This window comes from Comamonas thiooxydans (genome assembly GCF_000964545.1).
Lineage (GTDB): Bacteria > Pseudomonadota > Gammaproteobacteria > Burkholderiales > Burkholderiaceae_C > Comamonas > Comamonas thiooxydans.
Genome location: NZ_BBVD01000004.1, coordinates 414,230 through 435,028 on the forward strand (window position 1 = coordinate 414,230; position 20,799 = coordinate 435,028).

The 20,799-nt window shown below is 62.4% G+C and carries 19 protein-coding genes; 7 read left to right on the forward strand and 12 right to left on the reverse strand.

What is annotated here, in order from left to right:
• Position 1: 1 nt before the first annotated feature.
• Complete coding sequence (locus tag Cth01_RS07145) at positions 2-331, reverse strand: chorismate mutase (protein WP_034377357.1); 330 nt, start codon at positions 329-331, stop codon at positions 2-4.
• Positions 328-1,827 carry an anthranilate synthase component I gene (gene trpE, locus Cth01_RS07150; protein WP_034377358.1) on the reverse strand — a complete coding sequence of 500 codons (1,500 nt, stop codon included), beginning with the start codon at positions 1,825-1,827 and terminating at the stop codon, positions 328-330. The genes Cth01_RS07145 and trpE overlap by 4 nt, the downstream gene beginning before the upstream one ends.
• Positions 1,828-2,272: 445 nt before the next feature.
• On the opposite strand from trpE, the gene Cth01_RS07155 reads away from it, so the two are divergent.
• On the forward strand, positions 2,273-2,878 hold the full coding sequence (locus Cth01_RS07155; RefSeq protein ID WP_034355074.1) for a chalcone isomerase family protein: 606 nt from the start codon (positions 2,273-2,275) through the stop codon (positions 2,876-2,878).
• Position 2,879: 1 nt separating this feature from the next.
• On the opposite strand, the gene speE is transcribed toward Cth01_RS07155, so the two are convergent.
• From speE to rpe, 3 genes are all read right to left on the reverse strand, one after another.
• A complete protein-coding gene (gene speE, locus Cth01_RS07160) occupies positions 2,880-4,145 on the reverse strand; it encodes a polyamine aminopropyltransferase (protein ID WP_034377359.1) in 1,266 nt (421 codons plus the stop codon).
• A 138-nt stretch (positions 4,146-4,283) separates the two neighbouring features.
• A complete protein-coding gene (locus Cth01_RS07165; protein WP_034377360.1) occupies positions 4,284-4,967 on the reverse strand; it encodes a phosphoglycolate phosphatase in 684 nt (227 codons plus the stop codon).
• A gap of 196 nt (positions 4,968-5,163) precedes the next feature.
• A complete protein-coding gene (rpe, locus tag Cth01_RS07170; RefSeq protein WP_034355083.1) occupies positions 5,164-5,844 on the reverse strand; it encodes a ribulose-phosphate 3-epimerase in 681 nt (226 codons plus the stop codon).
• Between the two features lie 31 nt (positions 5,845-5,875).
• Here rpe and apaG point away from each other — a divergent pair, with 31 nt between their 5' ends.
• From apaG to Cth01_RS07200, 6 genes are all read left to right on the forward strand, one after another.
• Positions 5,876-6,283: a Co2+/Mg2+ efflux facilitator ApaG/CorD gene (apaG, locus tag Cth01_RS07175; protein WP_019043152.1), complete on the forward strand. Its 408-nt coding sequence runs from the start codon at positions 5,876-5,878 to the stop codon at positions 6,281-6,283.
• A 19-nt stretch (positions 6,284-6,302) separates the two neighbouring features.
• On the forward strand, positions 6,303-8,270 hold the full coding sequence (gene tlpB, locus Cth01_RS07180) for a transporter-like protein TlpB (RefSeq protein ID WP_012840120.1): 1,968 nt from the start codon (positions 6,303-6,305) through the stop codon (positions 8,268-8,270).
• Positions 8,271-8,331: 61 nt separating this feature from the next.
• Positions 8,332-9,309 (forward strand): thiamine-phosphate kinase, encoded by a 978-nt coding sequence (gene thiL / locus Cth01_RS07185; protein ID WP_045838821.1) that lies wholly within the window; start codon positions 8,332-8,334, stop codon positions 9,307-9,309.
• A gap of 99 nt (positions 9,310-9,408) precedes the next feature.
• On the forward strand, positions 9,409-11,025 hold the full coding sequence (locus tag Cth01_RS07190; RefSeq protein ID WP_052703271.1) for a DUF4139 domain-containing protein: 1,617 nt from the start codon (positions 9,409-9,411) through the stop codon (positions 11,023-11,025).
• A gap of 21 nt (positions 11,026-11,046) precedes the next feature.
• On the forward strand, positions 11,047-11,640 hold the full coding sequence (locus tag Cth01_RS07195; protein WP_080745842.1) for a phosphatidylglycerophosphatase A family protein: 594 nt from the start codon (positions 11,047-11,049) through the stop codon (positions 11,638-11,640).
• Between the two features lie 23 nt (positions 11,641-11,663).
• Entirely contained in the window at positions 11,664-12,158 is a 495-nt protein-coding gene (locus Cth01_RS07200; protein WP_045838823.1) for a CinA family protein, read from the forward strand.
• Positions 12,159-12,163: 5 nt separating this feature from the next.
• On the opposite strand, the gene Cth01_RS07205 is transcribed toward Cth01_RS07200, so the two are convergent.
• The 7 genes from Cth01_RS07205 to Cth01_RS07235 are packed head-to-tail and all read right to left on the reverse strand — an operon-like array spanning position 12,164 to position 20,797.
• Positions 12,164-14,080: a pilus assembly protein TadG-related protein gene (locus Cth01_RS07205; protein ID WP_045838824.1), complete on the reverse strand. Its 1,917-nt coding sequence runs from the start codon at positions 14,078-14,080 to the stop codon at positions 12,164-12,166.
• Between the two features lie 21 nt (positions 14,081-14,101).
• Positions 14,102-14,527: a DUF3613 domain-containing protein gene (locus Cth01_RS07210; RefSeq protein WP_045838825.1), complete on the reverse strand. Its 426-nt coding sequence runs from the start codon at positions 14,525-14,527 to the stop codon at positions 14,102-14,104.
• A gap of 17 nt (positions 14,528-14,544) precedes the next feature.
• Complete coding sequence (locus tag Cth01_RS07215; RefSeq protein WP_045838826.1) at positions 14,545-16,221, reverse strand: tetratricopeptide repeat protein; 1,677 nt, start codon at positions 16,219-16,221, stop codon at positions 14,545-14,547.
• Positions 16,218-17,171 (reverse strand): type II secretion system F family protein, encoded by a 954-nt coding sequence (locus Cth01_RS07220; RefSeq protein WP_045838827.1) that lies wholly within the window; start codon positions 17,169-17,171, stop codon positions 16,218-16,220. Before Cth01_RS07220 ends, Cth01_RS07215 begins: the two co-directional genes overlap by 4 nt.
• Entirely contained in the window at positions 17,171-18,136 is a 966-nt protein-coding gene (locus tag Cth01_RS07225) for a type II secretion system F family protein (RefSeq protein WP_045838865.1), read from the reverse strand. Before Cth01_RS07225 ends, Cth01_RS07220 begins: the two co-directional genes overlap by 1 nt.
• Positions 18,129-19,463 (reverse strand): TadA family conjugal transfer-associated ATPase, encoded by a 1,335-nt coding sequence (locus Cth01_RS07230; protein ID WP_034355119.1) that lies wholly within the window; start codon positions 19,461-19,463, stop codon positions 18,129-18,131. The genes Cth01_RS07225 and Cth01_RS07230 overlap by 8 nt, the downstream gene beginning before the upstream one ends.
• On the reverse strand, positions 19,460-20,797 hold the full coding sequence (locus Cth01_RS07235) for a CpaE/TadZ family protein (RefSeq protein WP_233425121.1): 1,338 nt from the start codon (positions 20,795-20,797) through the stop codon (positions 19,460-19,462). Before Cth01_RS07235 ends, Cth01_RS07230 begins: the two co-directional genes overlap by 4 nt.
• Between the last annotated feature and the right edge of the window lie 2 nt (positions 20,798-20,799).

Genomic DNA, 20,799 nt, shown 5'->3' on the forward strand with positions numbered 1-20,799 from the left:
CTTACTCCCCTGATTTCCTGGGTTCACGCAGACGCGCAAATTCCTGGTGTTCGTAGTCGATGCAGGCTTCCATCAGTGCGCGATAGACGGTCTCCATCACATCGGGCTGGCCGCCCTCCTGCGCCGTGCGCTCACGCACGCGGCTGACGATGGCTTCGATACGCGCCTCATCGCGCACCTGGCTCGCATCACCCTTGATGCGCGCTGCCTGCTGCATATAGCCGATGCGGGTGACCAGCAGCGGTACCAGCACATCGTCGAGCGCATTCACATTGCGGCGCACATCTTCCATGGTGGTGCAGTGCTGCACCAGATCAATGGCTTGGCTCATTCCAGACCTTCCTCAACCAGTTCTGCGGCGCGCAGCAGGGCGCGGGCCTTGTGCTCGGTCTCTCTCCACTCCAGCTCGGGCACGGAGTCGGCCACCACGCCGGCAGCGGCCTGCACATAGAGCACGTTGTCCTTGATGACGCCGGTACGGATCGCAATCGCCAGATCCATGTCGCCGGCAAAGCTCAGATAGCCGCAGGCGCCGCCGTAGATGCCGCGCTTGCTGGGTTCGAGCCGGTCGATGATTTCCATGGCATGCACCTTGGGAGCGCCCGTCAGCGTGCCTGCGGGGAAGGTGGCCTTGAAGACATCCATATTGTCCATGCCGTCCTGCAAGATGCCTTCCACATTGCTCACGATATGCATGACATGGCTGTAGCGCTCCACGGCAAAGGCTTCGGTCACCTTGACGCTGCCGGTCCTGGCAATGCGGCCGATATCGTTGCGCGCCAGATCGATCAGCATCACATGCTCGGCACGCTCCTTGGGATCGGCAATCAGCTCCTGCTCGGTGGCCTTGTCGGCCTCCACCGTATTGCCGCGCGGACGGGTTCCGGCCAGGGGGCGAATCGTGACCTTCTGGCCATCGGGCGTGCGCTCCTGGCGCACCAGAATCTCCGGGCTGGCCCCCACCACATGGAAATCTCCGAAATGGTAGAAGTACATATAGGGGCTGGGGTTGAGCGAGCGCAGCGCGCGGTACAGCGACAGCGGCGAGGCCGTGAAACGCTTGTGAATGCGCTGGCCCACTTGCACCTGCATGAAGTCGCCCGCCGCAATCAGCTCCTTGGCCTTTTGCACGGCGTCCAGATAGTCCTGCTTGTCGAAGCTGCGCTCTGCGGGATAGCTCTCGCCGGCACGGATCTGCGGCGCGCTGACGGAATAGCGCAGCTGGTCCTTGAGCTGGCGCAGGCGCTTTTTGGCGCGGGTATAGGCTTCGGCCTCGCCGGGATTGGCGTAGACGATGAGGTAAAGCTTGCCCGAGAGGTTGTCGATGACGGCCACCTCTTCGCACTGCAGCAGCATGATGTCGGGCGTGCCCAGGCTGTCGGGCGGACAGCTGTTCTCCAGCTTTTTCTCGATGTAGCGCACGGCGTCATAGCCGAAATAGCCGGCCAGACCACCGCAAAAACGCGGCATGCCGGGCGTGACGGCAACCTTGAAGCGCTGCTGATAGGCCGCGATGAAGTCCAGCGGATTGCCGCCTGCTGTCTCCACCACCTTGCCATCGGTCACGACTTCGGTCTTGGCTTCAGTGCCAAAGCCCGAGGCACGCACAAAGCTGCGTGCCGGCAGGCCGATGAAGCTGTAGCGGCCGAAGCGCTCGCCGCCGACGACGGATTCCAGCAAGAAGCTGTACTTGCCGTCGCCATTGGCATGGGCCAGCTTGAGATAGAGGGACAACGGGGTTTCGAGGTCGGCAAAGGCCTCGATCAGCAGGGGGATGCGGTTATAGCCTTGGGCCGCAAGCGATTTGAATTCCAGTTCCGTGATCACGGGAGAAGCTCCGGTAGTCATGGCGCATGGTGCATCTGCACGGATTGATTACGGGCAGATGACGCGTTTGAAGAGAGGATGCGCCGGTTCATTCCAATTGGCCCGAAGTATGCAACGCATGGGGCCGCGGGGTGCACGCCGGGCTCGTGCCGGGTGCTTCAGCAGTTCGGATGTGCAGGCTTACGCCAGGGCCAGGCTCCCCGGTCTCCACAACCTGCATTGAACGTGCGATGAATGAACATGATGCGGACAGTGTAGCGCATAGCGCCGCCGCGCAAACAATAGCGCTCCGATGCCGTGCAACTCCCCCTTTGCTGGGGACAGACCTGATTGCAGCCATCGCGGACAAAAACAAACATACCGTTTTTTACCGGAACGCTCGCCCACGGCGTGCAAGCGAAGCGGTCACCAGAACTGCTCGACCGGAAATCACGAGGAGACCGCCATGCCCAGTGCCCGTTTGATGCCAGCCTTGCTGCTGGCAGCCGCTCTTGCCTGCCCGGCCGCTCAGGCACAAGGCATGCCCTCCGAGCCCGTGAAACTTCACGGTGTCATCTATGCCCCCAGCTTGCAGTCCCAGGGCAGGACGCTGGAACTCAATGGCGCAGGAACCCGCTACAAGGCTGTTTTCAAGGTCTATACCGCCGGCCTGTACCTGGAAAAGCCGGCGCGCAGCCTGCAGGAGATCGCCGCCCTGCCCGGCCCCAAGCGTATCAGCGTGACCATGCTGCGCGATATCGACTCGGCCGAGCTGGGCAAGCTGTTCTCGCGCGGCATGGAAGACAATATGGAGCGCGCCGCCTTCTCCAAGCTGATTCCGGGGGTGATGCGCATGAGCGAGATCTTCACCCAGCACAAAAAACTGCTTGCGGGCGAGAGCTTCATGGTGGACTGGCTGCCCGGCCAGGGCGCCATCGTGACCGTCAAGGGCCAGCCTCAGGGCGAGGCTTTCAAGGAGCCCGAGTTCTTCAACGCCCTGCTGGGCATCTGGCTGGGTCCCAAGCCCGCCGATCAGCAGCTCAAGAAAGCACTGCTGGGCGAGGCCGGCTGACTCACTTGAGCAGCTCGCGGTAATAGTTGGGCAGCGCAAACAGCGCGCCGTGCACCTGCTCGTTGTAATACTGCAGATCCCGCACCTTGCGCTGCCTGAGGCGTTCGGCCAGCTGCTGCGCCTTCGGCTCCAGCGGATCGAGCTCATCGGAGGCCACGGCCAGCCCCCAGTAAGCGCCGTAAAGCGGAATATAGAGGCCGTAGCAGCGCACCACGGCAAACTGCTGACGCAGGCTGCGCACCAGCTCGGCCACCTGCGGGCCGTGGAAAACGGGACTACCCAGATGCAGCACCAGCGCGCCGCCCGGCGCCAGCACACGCTTCATGCGTGCCAGCGAGTCCGGCGCATACAAGGCGCTGGCCGGGGTATCGGGATCGGTCAAATCCATCAGTGCCAGATCAAAGCGCTCATCCGTTGCCTCCATCAGTGCCAGACCATCGCCTATGCAGACCTCAACACGGGCATCATCGAGCGCGCCGCGATGTACGGCTTGCAGATGCTGGCGCGAGAACTGCACCACGGCCTCGTCCAGCTCGGCCAGCACCACGCGCTCGATGCTCGGGTGCTTGAGCAGCTCCTCCGCGGCCCCGCCATCGCCGCCTCCCAGAATCAAGGCCTTGCGCGGCGCGGGGTGGGCCATGGCGGCCGGATGCACCAGCGCCTCGTGATAGAAAAACTCCTCGCCCTCGGAGGTCATGAAGCAATCATCCAGACGCAGCACCTTGCCGAACTGCGGCGTCTGCAATAGATCCAGCTTCTGATAGGGCGTCTGCTGCGTCTGCAGCGCCGTGGCGCGGTAACCAAAGCGCGCATGGGGCGTGAGCTGCTCCATGGCCCAGCCGGATTCGGGCTCGGGTGCGGGGCCCACGTCGTGGTCTGCCGGCTGCGCCATGCCGATGTCGCCGCGCATCAATTGCTGGCGCAACACCTTTCGGGGCGCGAAAGCGTCGATCACGCCTTCCATCAACCTACGGGCCTTGCCCGAGTTGTCGGCGGAAAAATTGCACACATAGACGTCAATCGTGACACTGCCCGTCTCGGGCCAGGTATGTATGGCCAGATGGGACTCTGCCAGCAGCACCGTACCCGTCACCCCACCGGGCTGGCCTTCATAGGGCGGGAACTTTACCCAGGTGTCATCCACCAGGGTCAGCCCCGAGGCCGCAGTCTGTTCGCGGCAAAGCCCGGCGATGGCATCGGCATCGAGCATGTAGCGCTCGGAACCTGCGCATTGGTAAAGGTCAGCAGTCAGGTGCAGTCCGTGCATGTGGCGTGAGTCCCCCTTCGTTCTCTGCCGGCTGCAAGGCGATGCACGAGCCGACATTGGTTCAAACAAAGCAAATGACTCTAGCAAATATGCTTATCCGCACTCTTTCTTGCCAGATATGCAGACCAACAGACAGCATCACACTGCAAGTTGCGCCAGGGAATCCAGATGAGCCCTGGCCTCGACAGCCGTGATGGGCTGGCCGTGGTTGTAGCCGTAGGTCATCAGCACCACGGGGCAGCCGGCGGCATGGGCAGCCTGGGCATCGTTGCTGGAGTCGCCCACCATCAGCGTGCGCGCGGGTTCGCTGCCCAAGGCCTTGCAGGTTTCGACCAGCGGCATGGGGTCGGGCTTTTTGCGCGGGAAGGAGTCGCCACCGAACACGCAGTCGAAAAAGCCGTCCAGCCCCTTGGCGGCCAGCAGGGGCTGGGCAAAGGACAGAGGCTTGTTGGTCAGGCAGGCCATGCGCAGGCCCCGGGAGCGCAGAGCCTGCAGACCCTGGGCCACGCCAGGGTAGACATCGGCAAACTGGCCGTTGATGGCCAGGTAATGGTGTTCGTAACGCTGCCAAGCCCGAGGATACAGGGCATCGATATCCATGGCCTCCACATGCGCCAGCACGGAACGGATCAGATGCTCGCTGCCCTTGCCCACCATGTTTTCGATGATCTGCGGTTTGATGGCCGGCAGTTGCAGATCGGCCAGCATGCGGTTGAGCGCTTCGGCAAAGTCGCCCAGCGTATTCACCATGGTGCCATCGAGGTCGACCATGACGGCATCCAGTTCCAGGGCGGCGGCGGGAGCAGGCAGATTCAGCTTCATACAACTATCAATTCAATAGCTGCATGCGCTTTTCAATACTGGGCTTGCAGCCAAAAACACTAAAACTTCCATGCCCCGACTCCAAAAGCCGCGCTCTTGCATCGAGCGCAGCCGAAGCCAGGACATCGAGCCAGACCTGGGCGGCTTCGCCGCCTCAGTGCAAAGGAGCTGCGGGGCGCAGCGCCTTAAGCGGGAGTCAGGCAAGATTCTTGCGCATGGTGTCGATGACAGCCTTGTAATCCGGCTTGCCGAAGATGGCGCTGCCAGCCACAAAGGTGTCGGCACCGGCATCGGCCACGGCGCGGATATTGGCTTCCTTGATGCCGCCGTCCACTTCCAGGCGAATGTCTTTGCCAGAAGCATCGATCAACTTGCGGGCCTTTTCGATCTTGCGCAGCGTGCTATCAATAAAGCTTTGACCGCCGAAGCCAGGGTTCACGCTCATCAAGAGGATCAGGTCGATGTCTTCGATCATCCAGTCCAGCACCTCCAGCGACGCGGCGGGATTGAACACCAGACCGGCCTTGCAGCCGTGGGCCTTGATGTTCTGAACGCTGCGGTGCACATGCGGCGATGCATCGGGGTGGAAGCTGATGTAGTCCGCTCCTGCCTTGGCAAAGGCCGTGGCGAGATCGTCCACGGGCTGCACCATCAGATGCACGTCGATGGGCACGGGCTTGCCATCGGGTGTGACCGAATGGGGCTTCAAAGCCTGACAGATCATGGGGCCGAAGGTCAGATTCGGCACGTAATGGTTGTCCATCACGTCAAAGTGGATCCAGTCGGCGCCGGCCGCAATGACATTACGCACTTCTTCACCCAGACGGGCGAAGTCGGCTGACAAGATGGAGGGGGCAATACGGTAGGTGGGGCTCATGGATTGCAATTGTCGCAGTTACCATTAGCTCATGCCGATGAATGAGTTTCTGGTCCAAGTCCAGCCCGCCTACCTGCCTGAGCAATCTGCCCCGGCCGCCGGCGTCTATGTGTTTTCCTACACCATTACCGTCACCAACACGGGTGAGGTGCCGGCGCAGCTGATTGCGCGGCACTGGATCATCACCAACGAGCTGGGCCATGTCGAAGAGGTCAAAGGCTTGGGCGTGGTGGGCCGACAGCCGCTGCTGCAGCCTGGTGAATCCTTTGAATACAGCAGCGGCTGCCAACTGCGCACGCCCACGGGCACCATGCGCGGCAGCTATCTCTGCGTGAACCACGAGGGCGAGACCTTCGAGTGCGAGATTCCGCTCTTCGTATTGCAGATGAATGAGTCCGGCGACCCCATGCCCATGCCTGAGAAGCGCGTTCTGCACTGAGGCAAGCACCCACATTTGCATGAAGAAAAGCACTCTTGACCTGCCCGGCCTGCTGGCGTCCCTGGACCCCGATGCAGGCCTTGCGCAACGCCATCTGTGGCTGATCCATCTGGCCGAATGGATACGCGCAGCCGAACCCTCTGTCGAAGGCGCCGTGCAGCGCGTAAAACAGATCGTCGAGGCCTTCGAGGCCGATCCCGAGGCCCTGGCCCGGCTGCGCCGCTGGAGCCAGACGCTGATGGAGACGGTGGACATCACCGCCCTGCTGGCCGATTTCGGCTTTGCCCCGCGCACCGCTATGGCCAGCGAAGTGGCCGAACGCCTGCGCTACAAGCTGCTGCCCAGCACGCCCGAGACCGAGGATGCCTCCGAGCTGTTCATGCTGGTCTTTCCCGACCGTTTCGACGCCCGCTGGCTGCATGCGCTGGACAGCCAACTCATGGCCCGCATCACCACCTTGCTGACCCCGCAACAGCTCGAAGAAGGTGTGAGCTTCTGGGAGCGCAACCTGCTGGATGCCATCACCTATTGCGCGGGCCAGATTCTCTCCACGGGGTTTGCCCCAGAGCTGCGTCTGCGCATGAGTGAGCAGGCACGCGAGGAAAAACCGTTTCATGCGCTGATCCACGATGTGGAGAACCTGCGTGTGGAGGTCATGCTGCCGCTGCGCACCACCGACAGGCGCGACGCCGCAGCCGCCCAGCTGCGCGAACGGCTCGAGGCCTGCCGCGCCGCCGTATCGTCGGTCTACTCCTATGTCGAGGCCGAAGGCATTTCAGTCGGCCTGATCTTCCGCCTGCGCCAGGTGCGTGCGCGCATTCTGCGCATTCGCCGCCTGCTCGATTGCCTGCTGGCAGAAGACCGCGCCTACGAAACGTCAGAGCTGCTCTCCAACCTGGTGGCCGTGGGCATAGAGCGGCGCAGCGTGCGTGCGCTGATGTCCACCAACTCGTCGCTGCTGGCCGCCAAGGTGGCCGAGCGCAGTGCCGAAACCGGCGAGCACTACATCACCCGCGACGGCAGCGAATACCGCAAGATGGTTGCCAAGGCCGCGGGTGGCGGCTTTGTGATGGCCTTCACCACGCTGGCCAAGTTTGCACTGTATGCGCTGGGCCTGTCCGTCTTCTGGTCGGGACTGGCTGCGGGCTTCAACTACGCCATCAGCTTTGTGCTGATCCAGATGCTGCACTTCACGGTGGCCACCAAGCAGCCGGCCATGACGGCGCCGGCCATGGCGGCCAAGCTCAAGGACATCCAAAGTGATGGCTCCATCCAGGAGTTCGTCGACGAAGTCGCCCATCTGGTGCGCTCCCAGGTGGCGGCCATTCTGGGCAACGTGCTCATCGTCTTCCCCGGTGCGTTGCTGCTGTCGCTGGGCTATGCCTATCTTGTCGGTCATCAGGCGCTCAGCACCCCGCATGCGCGCCAGGTGCTGGACTCGCTGAGTCTGCTGGGGCCGTCGGTGCTCTTCGCCGCCTTTACCGGCGTGCTGCTGTTTGTCAGCAGCCTGATTGCCGGCGGTGCGGAGAACTGGTTTGTGCTGCGCAACATCGATTCGGTGATTCGCTACAACCCGCGCATCACTCGCTTTCTGGGCACGGGCCGCGCGGATCGCTGGGCAAGCTTCTTGCGCAAGAATGTCTCCAGCCTGGCATCCAATATCTCGCTGGGTTTCATGCTGGGCCTGGTGCCTGCATTTGCGGCCTTCTTCGGCCTGGGACTGGAAGTGCGCCACGTCACCCTGTCCACGGGCCAGATCGGCGTCGCCGTAGCATCGCTGGGCTGGGAGGTGCTGCATGACGATCTGCTGTGGTGGGCCGTGGCCATGCTGCCCTTCAATGCGGCGCTGAATGTGGGGGTGAGCTTCTATCTGGCTTTCCGCGTCGCCCTGCGTGCCCACAACGTCAGCGGCGTGGACCGCTCGCGCATCTACAAGGCGATACGCCAGCGCTTCTGGCGCAGGCCGCTGAGCTTTTTCTGGCCTTGACCTTTAACCGCCGCCGACCAGCGGCCACCAGGCCGCAGCATCGCGGGCGGCCAGAGACTTCATGGGTGAATTCGATCTGATCCGCCGCTACTTCCAACGCCCCGTACGTCGCGCCGCCCTGGGCGTGGGCGACGATTGCGCGCTGCTGGCCCCGGCCCCCGGCATGCAGCTGGCCATCTCCAGCGACATGCTGGTCGAGGGCCGCCATTTCTTTGCCGACGTGAACCCGCGCCTGCTGGGTCACAAGGCTCTGGCCGTCAATCTCAGCGACCTGGCCGCCAGCGGCGCCAGGCCTCTGGCGTTCACGCTGGCCCTGTCTCTGCCCCGTGCCGACGAGGCCTGGATCAGCGAATTTGCAACTGGCCTGCTGACCCTGGCCGATGCCCATGACTGCGAACTCATCGGCGGCGACACCACGGGCGGACCGCTCAATATCTGTATTACCGTGTTCGGCGAAGTCCCTGCCGGCCAGGCCTTGTTGCGCAGCGGCGCCAGGGCCGGCGATGAGATCTGGGTCAGCGGCAATCTGGGCGATGCACGCCTAGCACTGGAGGCCATGCTGGGCCGCGTGCAATTGCCTGCCGAGCTGCTGCAGCAGGCCCGCCAGCGGCTGGAAGCGCCCACGCCGCGCGTGGCCCTGGGCCTGGCGCTGCGCGGCATTGCCAGCAGCGCGCTGGATGTCAGCGACGGTCTGCTCGGCGATCTCGGCCATATCCTGGAGCTGTCCAGCGTCGGCGCCACGGTAGACAGCCGCTGCACCACGCCCTTGATGGCCGCAGCCGCCTATCCGCAAAGCGATGCATGGCAATTCGATTCAAAGCTGCAACTGCAATGCACACTGGCCGGCGGCGATGACTACGAGCTGTGTTTTACTGCCCCCGTAGCCCGGCATGCCGACGTGCTGGCTGCAGGCGCTGCCAGCGGCACGACTGTGCATCGCATAGGCCGCATCGATGCCGAGCCGGGCCTGCGCGTGATCGACGCAGACGGAGCCCTGCTGCAAAACCGCTGGAAATCCTTCGACCACTTCGGCAGCTGAACGCCGAGCACGCGGGCAGGAGGCGGCCGGCACCTGACAAGCGGCGCGCCAAGAGCCCTGGGTTAAGCTCAAGCCCTCGCTATCCACAAGAGCTGCCCAATGCGTTCAAGCCGTCTTCTGCCCGTATCCATGGTCTGTGTCGCAGCTGCTTTGCCCGGGCTCGCCCTGGCCGACGCCAGCAGCCTCAGTGTCTCTGGCAATCGCGCGCCCATCACAGAAGTTACGCTCTATCCCGGCATCGCCGCCGTACAGCGCGAGGCACGCATCGAAGCCCAGATCCGCCTGCTCAGCTTTGAATGCCTGCCCGCCAGCGTGGATACGCAAAGCCTGCAGATCAGCGGAGACGAAGGCGTGCGCGTGGGTGAGATCAAGACCCTGATGCAGTCCAGGCAGATGGCTGCCAAGGAATGCACCAGCCCGCTGGACCAGCAGATTCGCAGTCTTGAGGATCAGCTCGCAAACATCGAGGCCGAAGAAGGAGCAGCCAGGCTGGTGGGCGATTTTCTGCAGGGCATGAGCAAGCCCGGCGACGAAGCCAGAATCAGCCCCGCTCAGATCGCCGGCACCAGTCAGGCCCTGCGCCAGACCAGCCGCGACAACAGCCTGCGTGCTCACCAGATTCAGCGCCAGAAGCAGGATCTGCTGGCGCAGTTGCAGCCTCTGCGCCAGGAGCGCGATCGCACGGGCTCCGAGCAGTCTCAGGTCATGAAAGTCAGCGTGCAGCTGGCCAGCGCACGCGCTGCCAATGTGCGCCTGAGCTATCAGGTGCGTGGCCCCAGCTGGCAGCCTAGCTACCGCGCTCAGTTGAACACCACCAAGCAGCAGGTGCAGCTGGAGCGCCAGGCCCTGGTCGTGCAGGCCAGTGGCGAGGACTGGAGCAATGTGCGCCTGCGCCTGTCCACCGGCCAACCCAGCCGCAGCACCCAGGGTGTCATGCCGCGCCCCTGGTCGGTGGATATCGCCCAGCCACTGCCCCCCGCCGCACCGGCACCAGCCCCCGTCACCATGATGGCGCGCAGCGGAGCCCGGGCAATGCGCGAAGAGGCAGTGGCACCGGACTTGCCGGTGCTCGATGTCTCCAGCATCAACACGGCCTACAGCACGCAATTCATCGTGCCGTACAAGATCAGCGTGCCCTCCAGCGCCGAGCGCATCACGCTGTCGCTAGGTCAGGAAAATCTGGCCACCAGCTTGCTGACCCGCACCGCGCCGGCCATGGAAGAGGCGGCCTATCTGATTGCCACGCTACAGGCTCCGCCAGGCATCTGGCCGGCGGGCCCGGTAGCACTGTTCCGTGACGAGGCGCTGGTTGGCAATGGCAGACTGGACTTTGGCAATGCCCAGGCACTGGCGCAAGGACTGTCTTTTGGCCGCGATGACAACGTGGTGGTACGCCGCCTGCCTGCGCAAAGCCATACCGGCAGCGGCGGCTGGGTCAGCAGCAAGACTGAGCGCAGCATCGTGCGCAGCTACGCCGTCGAAAACCGTCACAACCAGCCCATCGCGCTGCAGGTGCTGGACTCGGCCCCTGTTTCGCGCAATGAGCAGATCAAGGTGCAGTCGCAGTACAGCCCGCAGCCAGCCACCACCAGCTGGAATGCGCAAAACGGCATGGTTGCCTGGGAGCAGAATCTGGCCGCCCGCAGCACGGCGCAGTTCCAGGCCACGCACCAGATCCGCTTTCCCGAAAACCAGCCCATCACCGGACTGCAATAAGCCTGCGCTTATCATCACGCCATGACGGATGACTCATCAAACAGCGCTGCAGCGCCTGCCGATATTGCGCAAGCAGCTATCAATAACAAAGCACGTCCCGGCATGAATGCGGCGGGAATCGCCCACCCCAGCGTGAAGTTCATGCTGCAACACCCGGCCCATCTGATTGCTCTGGGCTTTGGCTCCGGCCTGCCCCGCGTCGCCCCCGGCACGGTGGGCAGCCTGTGGGCCTGGCTGGCCTATCTGGTGCTGGCACTGTGGCTGAGCCCGGCACAGATCGGCTGGCTGATTGCCGCCAGCATTCCCGTGGGCTGGTGGGCCTGCACCGTCACCGCAAAGCATATGCGCGTGGCCGACCCCGGCCATATCGTCTGGGACGAAGTGGTCGCCATGTGGATTGTTCTGTGGCTGTGCATGCCCATGGGTTTCTGGGGTCAGCTGACCTGCTTTGCGCTGTTCCGCTTTTTTGATGCCGTCAAGCCCCAGCCCGTCAAATGGGCCGACCGCCTGTTCAAAGGCTTCGGCCCGCGCGGCGGCTGGGGAATCATGTGGGATGACCTGGTTGCTGCCTTCTGCACCCTGCTGGTCGTGGCCCTCTGGCGACATTTCTTCTGACCGCATGAGTCCTGGAGGAGACGATGAGCAAACAAGAAGCCAATATCGAAGAACTGGTTCAGCAGCTGGCGGCCAGACTGACCGAAAAAGGCTGGATGTTGGCCACCGCCGAAAGCTGCACCGGCGGCATGATTGCCGCAGCCTGCACCGATCTCGCAGGCTCCAGCCAATGGTTCGAACGTGGTTTCGTGACCTACTCCAACGAGGCCAAGACCGAGATGCTGGGCGTGCCTGCCGGGCTGATCGCAAAGCACGGTGCCGTCAGCGAGGAAGTCGTGCGCGCCATGGCTGAAGGCGCCATCCGTCACTCACGCGCCCAGGTCAGCATTGCCGTGACGGGGATTGCCGGGCCTGGAGGTGGATCGGTCGAAAAGCCGGCGGGGACGGTTTGGTTCAGCTGGAGCTTGAACGCCGAGGTTCAATCCCATGCGCTGCTGCTCGAAGGCGGTCGGGTGCAGGTGCGCCGGTCGTCCGTACGTCATGCGCTGCAGCAGTTGCTCAAACTCATAGGCGGTTGACGACCTCAGTACACCAGTTGCGGTTGCAGGCCGCAGCTGAGCTGCGCGTCGATCTCCGTCTGCGCCAGATTGATACCCAGGGCCTTGAGCAGTGCATTGAGCAGCGGGTCCAGCAACGGGGACAGCAAGCCCTGGACAATGCCTTGCAACAAGCCTAGCAAGGTGCTCAGCACCCCACTTACGACACCAAGCAGCGCCTGGATTCCGCCAGGGCTGGCCCGGGGATCACTGGGCAGAGTCTGCAGCAGATTCAGGCTGCTGACCGTAGCCCCCAGGCTGCCCACAATATTGTTGGCGGGCAACGCTTGCCACAAGGGACTGTCGCCCAGGCGCGGTGGGTTGTCGAAGGTGAATTGCGGGTTGGTGTTTTCGGCTACGGGAGTATCGACCTTGATACCTAGCCCGCCAAAATACTGGGGCGTGGGCTTGCCAAAACCGTCGCACCCTATGCAGTCCAGGCGCAGCACCGGCAGGGCCGCGTTCTGGAGCGGTGCCTTGCTGCCAAAAACCTGATTTTTGGCCTCAGTCAGAGAGTTGCCCAAACGGCCGAGATGGATATCGGCCGCCGCCGTGCGCGCATTGGTCACCAGTTTCTTGCTGCCCGCAGCACAGCTGTAATCCGTCACATAGGCTTGGCCTCCGCCGAGGTCCAGGCTCAGATCCAGCCGCAAAGGAGCCAGCGAAGGCGAAAGCAGAGTGACCGGATCGACATATCCATCCGCATTGCCAAGCAAAAGATTCACCAGACTGATGGCCGGGCCTAATGTTTTGAGCAACGCATCAACGGGCTGCAGAATACTGAGCCCCGGCATATTCACCGATGCCAGCACACGCACCTGTGCGGTGCGCACATAGATGCGATCGGCGCCCAGAGGGGCGAGCTTGGCCCGTGCCGGATCCCCCACGGATGACATCTGTGGCGGCTCTATCACCTTGGCAAAGACATTGAGATTCAGCAGGCCGGGAATGGGCACCGCCACGGCTGCAGAGACGGCGCTATTGCCGTTGCCGACCTGTATGAAGCCCTGCACCAGATCAAAGGCATTCAGACCCAGATTCAGCGCCGACGAATCCAGCCCGGTCTGCAAATTGAGCAGTTGCGAAAGCCTGAGCGTCAATGCCGGAGCGCCCAGTGTGGCTCCCACTAATTGATTGAGCGCCTGCAGCGTCACGCTGGCAGTGCCCGCACTTTGCTGCACGGCGTCCACCATGGTTTGCAACAATACGCCCACGGTCACATCGGCGTTGACCAGTTGATCATAGTTCCCTGCCTGGATCCCCAGGCGCGGAGCCAGCAGATCCAGAAACTGCAGCAGATTGACCTGCGTGCCCAGCAGCCCATTCCAGCCCACTACGTCCAGGTTGATATTGGAGCCCAGCAGGCCGCCCAGAAGCGCGTTCAGAACGGACGACTGCGTGGTGCTGATCTGGGCCAGGGTCGTGCGGATGGTCAAGGCCGCCGCCTGCTGAGGGCGCCAGGCCACAGCCTTGGCCGTCACCACTCTGGAGCCATTTGCGCCGGTCTCCCAGACGAAGAAGAAAGGCACGCTCCGGCTCAACTGCACCCGGCTCGCATTGAAGGGGTTCTGCCCCACAGCAAACATGTCGCTGGCGGTAGCTCCTGTACGGTTCTTGTTCCAGTTCCCGCACTCGGCTGTGATCTCCTGGGTTTTCGCGCCATTCTGAAAGGCATTGTTCTGCGCGCTGGCGGCACAGTCCTGCATGCTGCTCACGGAAGCCCCCGCCAACGCGGCCAGATCCGCAATCTTCTGCAATTCCCGCTTCTGCCAGAACACATTGCCGATATCGATGGTTGCCAGGCAGATCACGGCAATCATCAGCCACAACGCCCCCAGCGTCGCCACAGAGCCCGATTGGCGACGGATGCGAACACGGCTCAGGCCTTTGGCAAAAGACTGCATGCAGAGAACCTCTCTGACCGCTTAGCGGCTACCACCTGTCTTGCTGCCCACCTGTGTTTCCGCGCTTTCCGGGATCTTGTGGGTAAAGCTCTCCAGATAGCGCTGATAGCTACGCTGGGCCACATCGCTTGTCACGGGATAGGCATTGCGCGATGCGTACTGCCCACTGGCCTGCAGCGCCAGCAGATAGCTGGTGGCATCGCCCACACGATTGCTTGCGGGTGGTGTCAGGGAAGCGTTGCCGGGAGCCGGTGTCTGCGTCACTGCTGCATGAGCTGTTGCAGTGGGCGTCACCGCCGCACTTCGGGGCGCACTCATATTGGTCACGCCTGTGCTGGAGCCGGTACTGCTGCCGGCCTGCGCCATGGCGACCGAGGCCGTGCCCAGTGCCATCAACGCCAGGGTGAATGCGCGGGCCCGTTGGGTGAATGCTGTCTGCGTATTCATGGGGACTCCTTGAGGGTTCAGGGCCAGGCACGCTCGGGTGCACTCTTCTTGGCAGAAGCTACAGGCTTGCTGCCGGCATCTTCATCGGGCGTCTCGAAAAACAAGCCGCCCGCCGCTGCGCGCTGGGGCAGCAGGGCTTGCACAGCCTGTTTGCTACCGGATTCACCGGCCTGGCGAACAGCGGCAGGATGTGCCGCCGCCATTACCACCGCAGCGTCCGGCACTGATCTTGTCGGGCGCACGGGCTGGCGCGAGATCACGGGCTGCGGTGCAGGCTCGGCGCGCGGAGCCGGTACCGCCTGCGTCTGCTGCAGTTTTACGGGCATCGCCTCGGTAAGTAGAGGCTGCGCAGGCTTGGGCGTCTCCTGCTTCGCGGACTGAGAAGCCGTCGCCACGGCCACCTCCAGGGGCGGCGCCACTTTTGCTATCAATGCAGGAGCTTGTTGCGCTTTAAGTATAGAAACTTCAGGTCGATTTGACTCTTGAATCCTTTCCAATGGAGCGGCAGCCGCTACATCGACAGGAGCGTCAATTGTCTGCACAGGCACAGGCAGCGCGTAGGCATAAGTTTGCGTAGCTGCTGGCATCAATTGGCTCGCCCCCTGACCAGGGTGACGTGGTCGCCCTGCATCGAAGCTGCCGCCAGAGACCATCCACTGACCACCACTGAGCCCCCGCTCCACATTCCGCGCCATCATGGGCGCAGCTGCGGGCAGCGGCAACGGGGACTGGGACGTTTGAGCAGGAGGCTGCACAGACTCCGCTGCCTTGACTACCACTACCGGAGCCTTTGCGGCTTCAGGCTCCGGTGCGGGCTTTTTTGCTGCGGGTACCTCCTGCACTGCAGCAGACTCCGGCACTTCGGCGGATTTCCCGGAGCTGGCCACGGCCTCGGGGGCGGTCTTCACTTCCGGACGAGAGAGGTTGACGACCTTTCCGGTCGCAGCCGCGGCAGGCTTTGCCGCGGCCAGGCTTGCAGTCCTCAACCACTCCCCAGCCTGCTCCTTGACCAGTTGCTGGGTCTGTGCATCCAGCTTGCGCTGGCGCATGAATTCCTCGGCCTGTGCGCCCTGGCCGCTGACCATCATGAACAGACTCAGATTGACACTGGCCTGAGCGTCCTCGGGGTTGAGCTGCGCCGCCTGCATCAAAGGGATGCGCGCTGCATTCAGATCACGCGCACGCAGATAGGCATAGCCCAGATCGGTCAACAGGCGCGAGTCCACGGGATTGCTCATGCGCGCCTGCTCCATCTGCAGAGCGGCACTGCGAAAGTCGCCCTGCTCTGCGGCCACGCGGCCCAGGCCGTAGCGTGCGGCTCCGTCCTTGGCGCTGCCCAGCAGGCCCTGGTAAATGGGGATGGCCGCACTGAGCTGCCCCACCTGACGCAATGCATCGGCGCGCAGCAGCCGCGAATCGCTGGAAGCGCCCCACTGCTTGTCCAGCGCATCCAGGTGCGCAATGGAGGCATACCAGAGCGACTTGGACTGCATCTGCTTGACCAGAGCGAGGTAAGTGTCCTGCGTGTCGACCACCGCCTCCTTCTCCAGCGGTCTGTCTGCTGCGGCCTTGGCTGCGGGCGACAACACGGGCTGGTTCTGCCCCAGCAGATTACCCATGCTGGAGCAGCCCGACAGCAGGGCCATGGTTGCAGCGGCCAATGGCAGCATCAGATATCGGCTTTCTTTTTTCATTTCGTCATCCCTCCCAGCGCCCGAATCACGGCAAGGAACCCCGGTCCGGCTGTAATGATGATCAGGGCCGGAAGCAGCGTCACCACCATGACGGCAGTCATCTTGACCGAGATCTTTCCTATCAACTCCTTCATCTTGGCCTTGCGCTGCTCCCGCAGACGTTCGCCAAAAATGCGCAGCGGCTCCTGCACGGCTCCGCCGTATCTGTCGATCTGAATCATCAGCGATGTCAGATTGGCCAGGTTGTCGTTCTGATAGACCTCGCTCATGCGCCCAAAGGAACGCTCACGCGTGCTGCCCCGGCTGTACTGCTGGTTGGCCAGCTGTATCTCTCGCGAAAGCACGGGCATGACGTTGCCAAAGTCAGAGCCTATGACCTGCAGAGTCTGGTCCAGACTCATGCCCGTGCCTTGCAGCAAGCCCAGCAAATCGACGAGCAAAGGCAGCTCGCGGGCGACGCTGGCCCTGCGGCGGCGAGCCACGCTGCGCAGCACCCATTTGGGAAGCAGAAAGCCTATGGTGAACGCCGCAAACAGGTAGAGCAGAAATTGCTTACTACCCGAAAAAACAAAGGCAGCAAGCAGCGAAAACAATACAGAGACCACGCAGCGCGCTATCAAATACTGCAGCTGCGCGCGAGTCGACCCCCAGCCGCATTTGCCCAGCAAAACCCGGTCTTCCTGTGCAACCAACGCCTTGCCAAGCGAGGTATTGAGCCAGTGCGCAGGCAGCTCGCCATCGCCATTGAGCGAGCGCAGCAGATCTGCGGGCCTGGCAGGCGTAGCAGCCTCATTCGCCGCAGCCGCGCCGCTGCGGCTCAGTGCATCCTGCACCACCTGACTGCTACGTTCGCGTCGCTGATGTGCATAGGCAATCAAAGCCGCACTGATCAGCGCCGCCAAAGCCAGAAATGCCACGCTCAGCATCAGCAAAAGACGGGATGTCTCCATCAATCTGCCCCCTCATCGAGCTTGGCCATGCGGTAGAGCAGCAGCACACCAAAGACCTGCAAAGCAGCTGCTGCCCAGATGATGTTGCGGCCACTGGCGTCATTCCACATATTCAAAAAGTAGCTCGCATTGAAGGAAATGATCAGACAGCACACGGCCACCGGCAGCAGGCTCAACACCCAGGCGGACAGACGCGTTTCGGCCGTCATGGCAGAGAGATCCTGCTCGGCCTGTTCGCGGTCGCGCATGAAATTGGCCACACGCTCCAGCAGCAGATCGACTCGGCCGCCATAACGCACGCTGATGCGCAGAATAGCTGCCAGCAAGTGCAGCTCGTCCAGCCTGGTCTGCCTCGCTACATGGGCCACCGCATTTTCCAGATCCATGCCCGCGCGGGCCAGACTGGCGGCTTTTTCCATGACCGACTGCAACGGGTCTTTGGTGCTGGCTGCAGCCATCTGGAACGCGGCCTGAACGGAGTTGCCAATGGTCACCAGGCGCACCGTGTTGTCGAGAAAACCGGGTAGTTGCTGCGTGAGCCTGGTGCGGTACTTTTGTGCCCGCGTGTAAAGCAAAAAGAAAAAGCCAATGCCCAATACCACCAGCGCCGCACTACCGGCCAGCCAGCCAGCAGCAAAGCCAACGATCAGAAACGCCGCGACAATCAAGGCCAGACTGCCATAGAAAAGTCTGGCACTGGCCGTCCCCAACAAAATGGCGGGAACCGGCCAGCCTGTTCTTTTCTCGTTGCCCAGTAAGGCATCCGCCACTGAACCATCAAAAGCCGATGTCGCATCCTTGGCGACAAACCCGGCCGCAGCGGCTGCGCTTTTTTCCAGGCTCTGCTCCAGATGCCTGGTCATACGGCGCGTCTTCTGCTGCCGGCCGACAAGCATCCACAGCGCAATCGCGGCAGCCGCAATCAGCAGCGCCAGACTCAGGAGCAAAAACGCATTGCTAGCCATGGCGCAGTCCCGCATGGTTTGCGCCGTTGCCTCCGGCGTGCTGCAGCACCGCGCGATAGCGTGTCAGCTTGGGCGTATGCGGCACCATGCCCAGCGTGGTCCAGCGCTCCAGATCCTCGCTGTCGGGTTGCGGCAGCAGCTCGTGACGATAGAGCTCCTGCGTGGCAATCACGCTATCGATGATGCCCGTGACTTCGGTAATTGATGTGATGCGCCGCTTGCCATTAGGCAGGCGGCTGATCTGCACGATGAAGTCGAGCGCATTGGCAATCTGGCGGCGCAGGCTGACCTCGCTGCCCTGAAAGCCCGCAAAACCGGCAAGCATCTCCATGCGGTGCAGACACTCACGCGGAGAGCTTGCGTGGATGGTGGCCATGGAGCCGTCGTGGCCGGTGTTCATGGCCTGCAACATCTCCAGCACTTCCGCGCCGCGCACCTCGCCCACCACAATGCGATCCGGGCGCATGCGCAAGCTGTTGCGCAGCAGATCCCGAATGGAAACCACTCCCGCGCCTTCAAAGCCACCGGGACGGCTTTCCATGCGCACCACATGCGGATGAGGCAGCGTCAGCTCGGCCGTATCCTCAATCGTCACCACCCGCTCATTGGCGGGGATAAAACCCGCAATCGCATTGAGCATGGAGGTCTTGCCGCAACTGGTGCCGCCGCTGATAAGAATATTGCAGCGCTCACGCACCGCCAGCTCGAGCAAGCGGGCCATGCCTTCGTCCATGGTGCCGAAATCGACCAGATCCTGAACCCGCAGAGGATCATTGCGAAACTTGCGTATCGACACCGCCGGCCCGTCCAGCGACAAGGGCTCTATCACCACATTGATACGCCCTCCATCCGGCAAGCGCGCATCGACCATGGGCGTGGATTCATCGAGGCGGCGACCCAAGGGAGAGATGATGCGGCGCACGATGCGCAACACATGGGCGTTGTCGGTGAAATGCAAGGCCTCCTGCTGCAAAATTCCCTTGCGCGAGACAAAGACGCGCTGATAGCCGTTGATCAGAATGTCCTCGACCTCCGGGTCGGCCATCAGGTCATCAAGCGGCCCCAGCCCGGACAGCTCCTTATTCAGAGCCTGCGCAATCCATTGCACCTCCTCGTCATTGACGGGAAACCGCTGCTGACGCACAAACTGCTCCAGCTCCTGGTGTACAAACTGGCGCACACGACTGGTTGACCATTTGGCAAACACCGCGCCCAGCTCCTCCACACGCGTCAGCAAATGCTCGTGTGCGACGTTCTTGATCAGCAGCAGTTGCTTCGAGTCCGAAAAATGACTACCTTTTTCGGCGAAAACAATGTCCATGCTCATTCGCCTCTCCTCAATCGCTTGGCCCATTGCCCCAGAACGCCCGACGCTGGCGCCGCGACCTTGTCGGCCGCAACCGCTCCGCTGAACAATGCTCTGGCCATGCTTCTGACACAGGTCACATAGGGATCACCGCGCAGCGACTGCGACAACAACTGTCCACAGCTGGCGGCATTCAGCAAAACCGTGGACCGGTCCGGAACCACATGCAGCAACTCCAGACCAAGGCGCTGCGCGACCTCTTTGGCGGGCAGGCCGGCCTGCGCATTGAAACGGTTGAGCACCAGCTTGAGCGTGCTGCGATTCACGCCCTTGGCATCAAGCTCCTTGAGCATCTGTGCCGTAGACACAATGCCTCCCAGCGACTGGTCACAAACCACCCAGGCCTGTCCGCTCTCGCGCAGCAAAGGCGCCAGAAAATCAGCCTGCACCATGCCGCCCAGATCAATCACCTGCACCCCAAGCAAGCTCTTGAGCGTGTTGACTACGCCCGCTGCAGCTGCAGGGCTGACTTCGCGCAGCATGCCCAGATCGGAAGGCCAGGCCAGAGTCACAGTGCCCGTGGAGTGCTTGGCAAAGGCCGATTCGATCAATGTCGCGTCCAGGCGGCGCGTGTTCTGAACCGCATCCACAAAACTGAAGTCACCAGCGATGCCCAGATACAGCAAGCCATCGCGTGCAGGCAAGCCCAGATCCAGCAATACCGCATGTGCGGACTCATCCAGCGGCAACTGACTTGCGCCAAAAGGCCTGGCAAGCTGTTTCTTGTTCTTGGCGCCTCTCACGTCATAGGCATGCATCTCCTGGAACATCACGGCCAGATGCGTTGCCAGCGTAGTCACTCCCATCCCTACACGTGCCCCCAGCAAAGGCAGGGAGAAACCTTTTGTTTCCTGCTCCAGAGCTACAGCCGCAGGCAGCTGACTGCGTACATGCATCTGATGCCTGATGGCGACGCTGGCCTCACTTTCGGACGCATCCCAGTCAATGAATTCAGCCACACCACAGCGCAGGGCTGCGCGCATGGACATTGGCTCCACGGCGGATCCAGCCCCCATGATCACCACCCCAGGGAATATGACGCGCAGATCGCTGACCAGGGCGATGGCAGCCTCCGTCATGGGAGCCGAGAAATCTACTACCACCACGCCAAGCCCTGGCGCCGAAATCGCAGTATGAAGCGCAGCCAGATCGCCTGCCACCGGTATCACTTCCGCATCGCTACCCAGAGCACTCGCCAGCCAGAAAGCGTGCGATGGCGACTGGGTGACCAGCACCACTCGTGCATTGCCGCTCACCGCCCCTGGCTGTGCGGTATTGAGTTGGGATGAGTCCATGC

What these genes read in the sequence shown, in the direction of transcription:
- Cth01_RS07145 (WP_034377357.1), bottom strand. Translation starts at nt 331, where the DNA reads ATGAGCCAAGCCATTGATCTGGTGCAGCACTGCACCACCATGGAAGAT.
- Cth01_RS07155 (WP_034355074.1), top strand. Translation starts at nt 2,273, where the DNA reads ATGCCCAGTGCCCGTTTGATGCCAGCCTTGCTGCTGGCAGCCGCTCTT.
- speE (WP_034377359.1), bottom strand. Translation starts at nt 4,145, where the DNA reads ATGCACGGACTGCACCTGACTGCTGACCTTTACCAATGCGCAGGTTCC.
- Cth01_RS07165 (WP_034377360.1), bottom strand. Translation starts at nt 4,967, where the DNA reads ATGAAGCTGAATCTGCCTGCTCCCGCCGCCGCCCTGGAACTGGATGCC.
- rpe (WP_034355083.1), bottom strand. Translation starts at nt 5,844, where the DNA reads ATGAGCCCCACCTACCGTATTGCCCCCTCCATCTTGTCAGCCGACTTC.
- apaG (WP_019043152.1), top strand. Translation starts at nt 5,876, where the DNA reads ATGCCGATGAATGAGTTTCTGGTCCAAGTCCAGCCCGCCTACCTGCCT.
- tlpB (WP_012840120.1), top strand. Translation starts at nt 6,303, where the DNA reads ATGAAGAAAAGCACTCTTGACCTGCCCGGCCTGCTGGCGTCCCTGGAC.
- thiL (WP_045838821.1), top strand. Translation starts at nt 8,332, where the DNA reads ATGGGTGAATTCGATCTGATCCGCCGCTACTTCCAACGCCCCGTACGT.
- Cth01_RS07190 (WP_052703271.1), top strand. Translation starts at nt 9,409, where the DNA reads ATGCGTTCAAGCCGTCTTCTGCCCGTATCCATGGTCTGTGTCGCAGCT.
- Cth01_RS07195 (WP_080745842.1), top strand. Translation starts at nt 11,047, where the DNA reads ATGACGGATGACTCATCAAACAGCGCTGCAGCGCCTGCCGATATTGCG.
- Cth01_RS07200 (WP_045838823.1), top strand. Translation starts at nt 11,664, where the DNA reads ATGAGCAAACAAGAAGCCAATATCGAAGAACTGGTTCAGCAGCTGGCG.
- Cth01_RS07205 (WP_045838824.1), bottom strand. Translation starts at nt 14,080, where the DNA reads ATGCAGTCTTTTGCCAAAGGCCTGAGCCGTGTTCGCATCCGTCGCCAA.
- Cth01_RS07210 (WP_045838825.1), bottom strand. Translation starts at nt 14,527, where the DNA reads ATGAATACGCAGACAGCATTCACCCAACGGGCCCGCGCATTCACCCTG.
- Cth01_RS07215 (WP_045838826.1), bottom strand. Translation starts at nt 16,221, where the DNA reads ATGAAAAAAGAAAGCCGATATCTGATGCTGCCATTGGCCGCTGCAACC.
- Cth01_RS07220 (WP_045838827.1), bottom strand. Translation starts at nt 17,171, where the DNA reads ATGGAGACATCCCGTCTTTTGCTGATGCTGAGCGTGGCATTTCTGGCT.
- Cth01_RS07225 (WP_045838865.1), bottom strand. Translation starts at nt 18,136, where the DNA reads ATGGCTAGCAATGCGTTTTTGCTCCTGAGTCTGGCGCTGCTGATTGCG.
- Cth01_RS07230 (WP_034355119.1), bottom strand. Translation starts at nt 19,463, where the DNA reads ATGAGCATGGACATTGTTTTCGCCGAAAAAGGTAGTCATTTTTCGGAC.
- Cth01_RS07235 (WP_233425121.1), bottom strand. Translation starts at nt 20,797, where the DNA reads ATGGACTCATCCCAACTCAATACCGCACAGCCAGGGGCGGTGAGCGGC.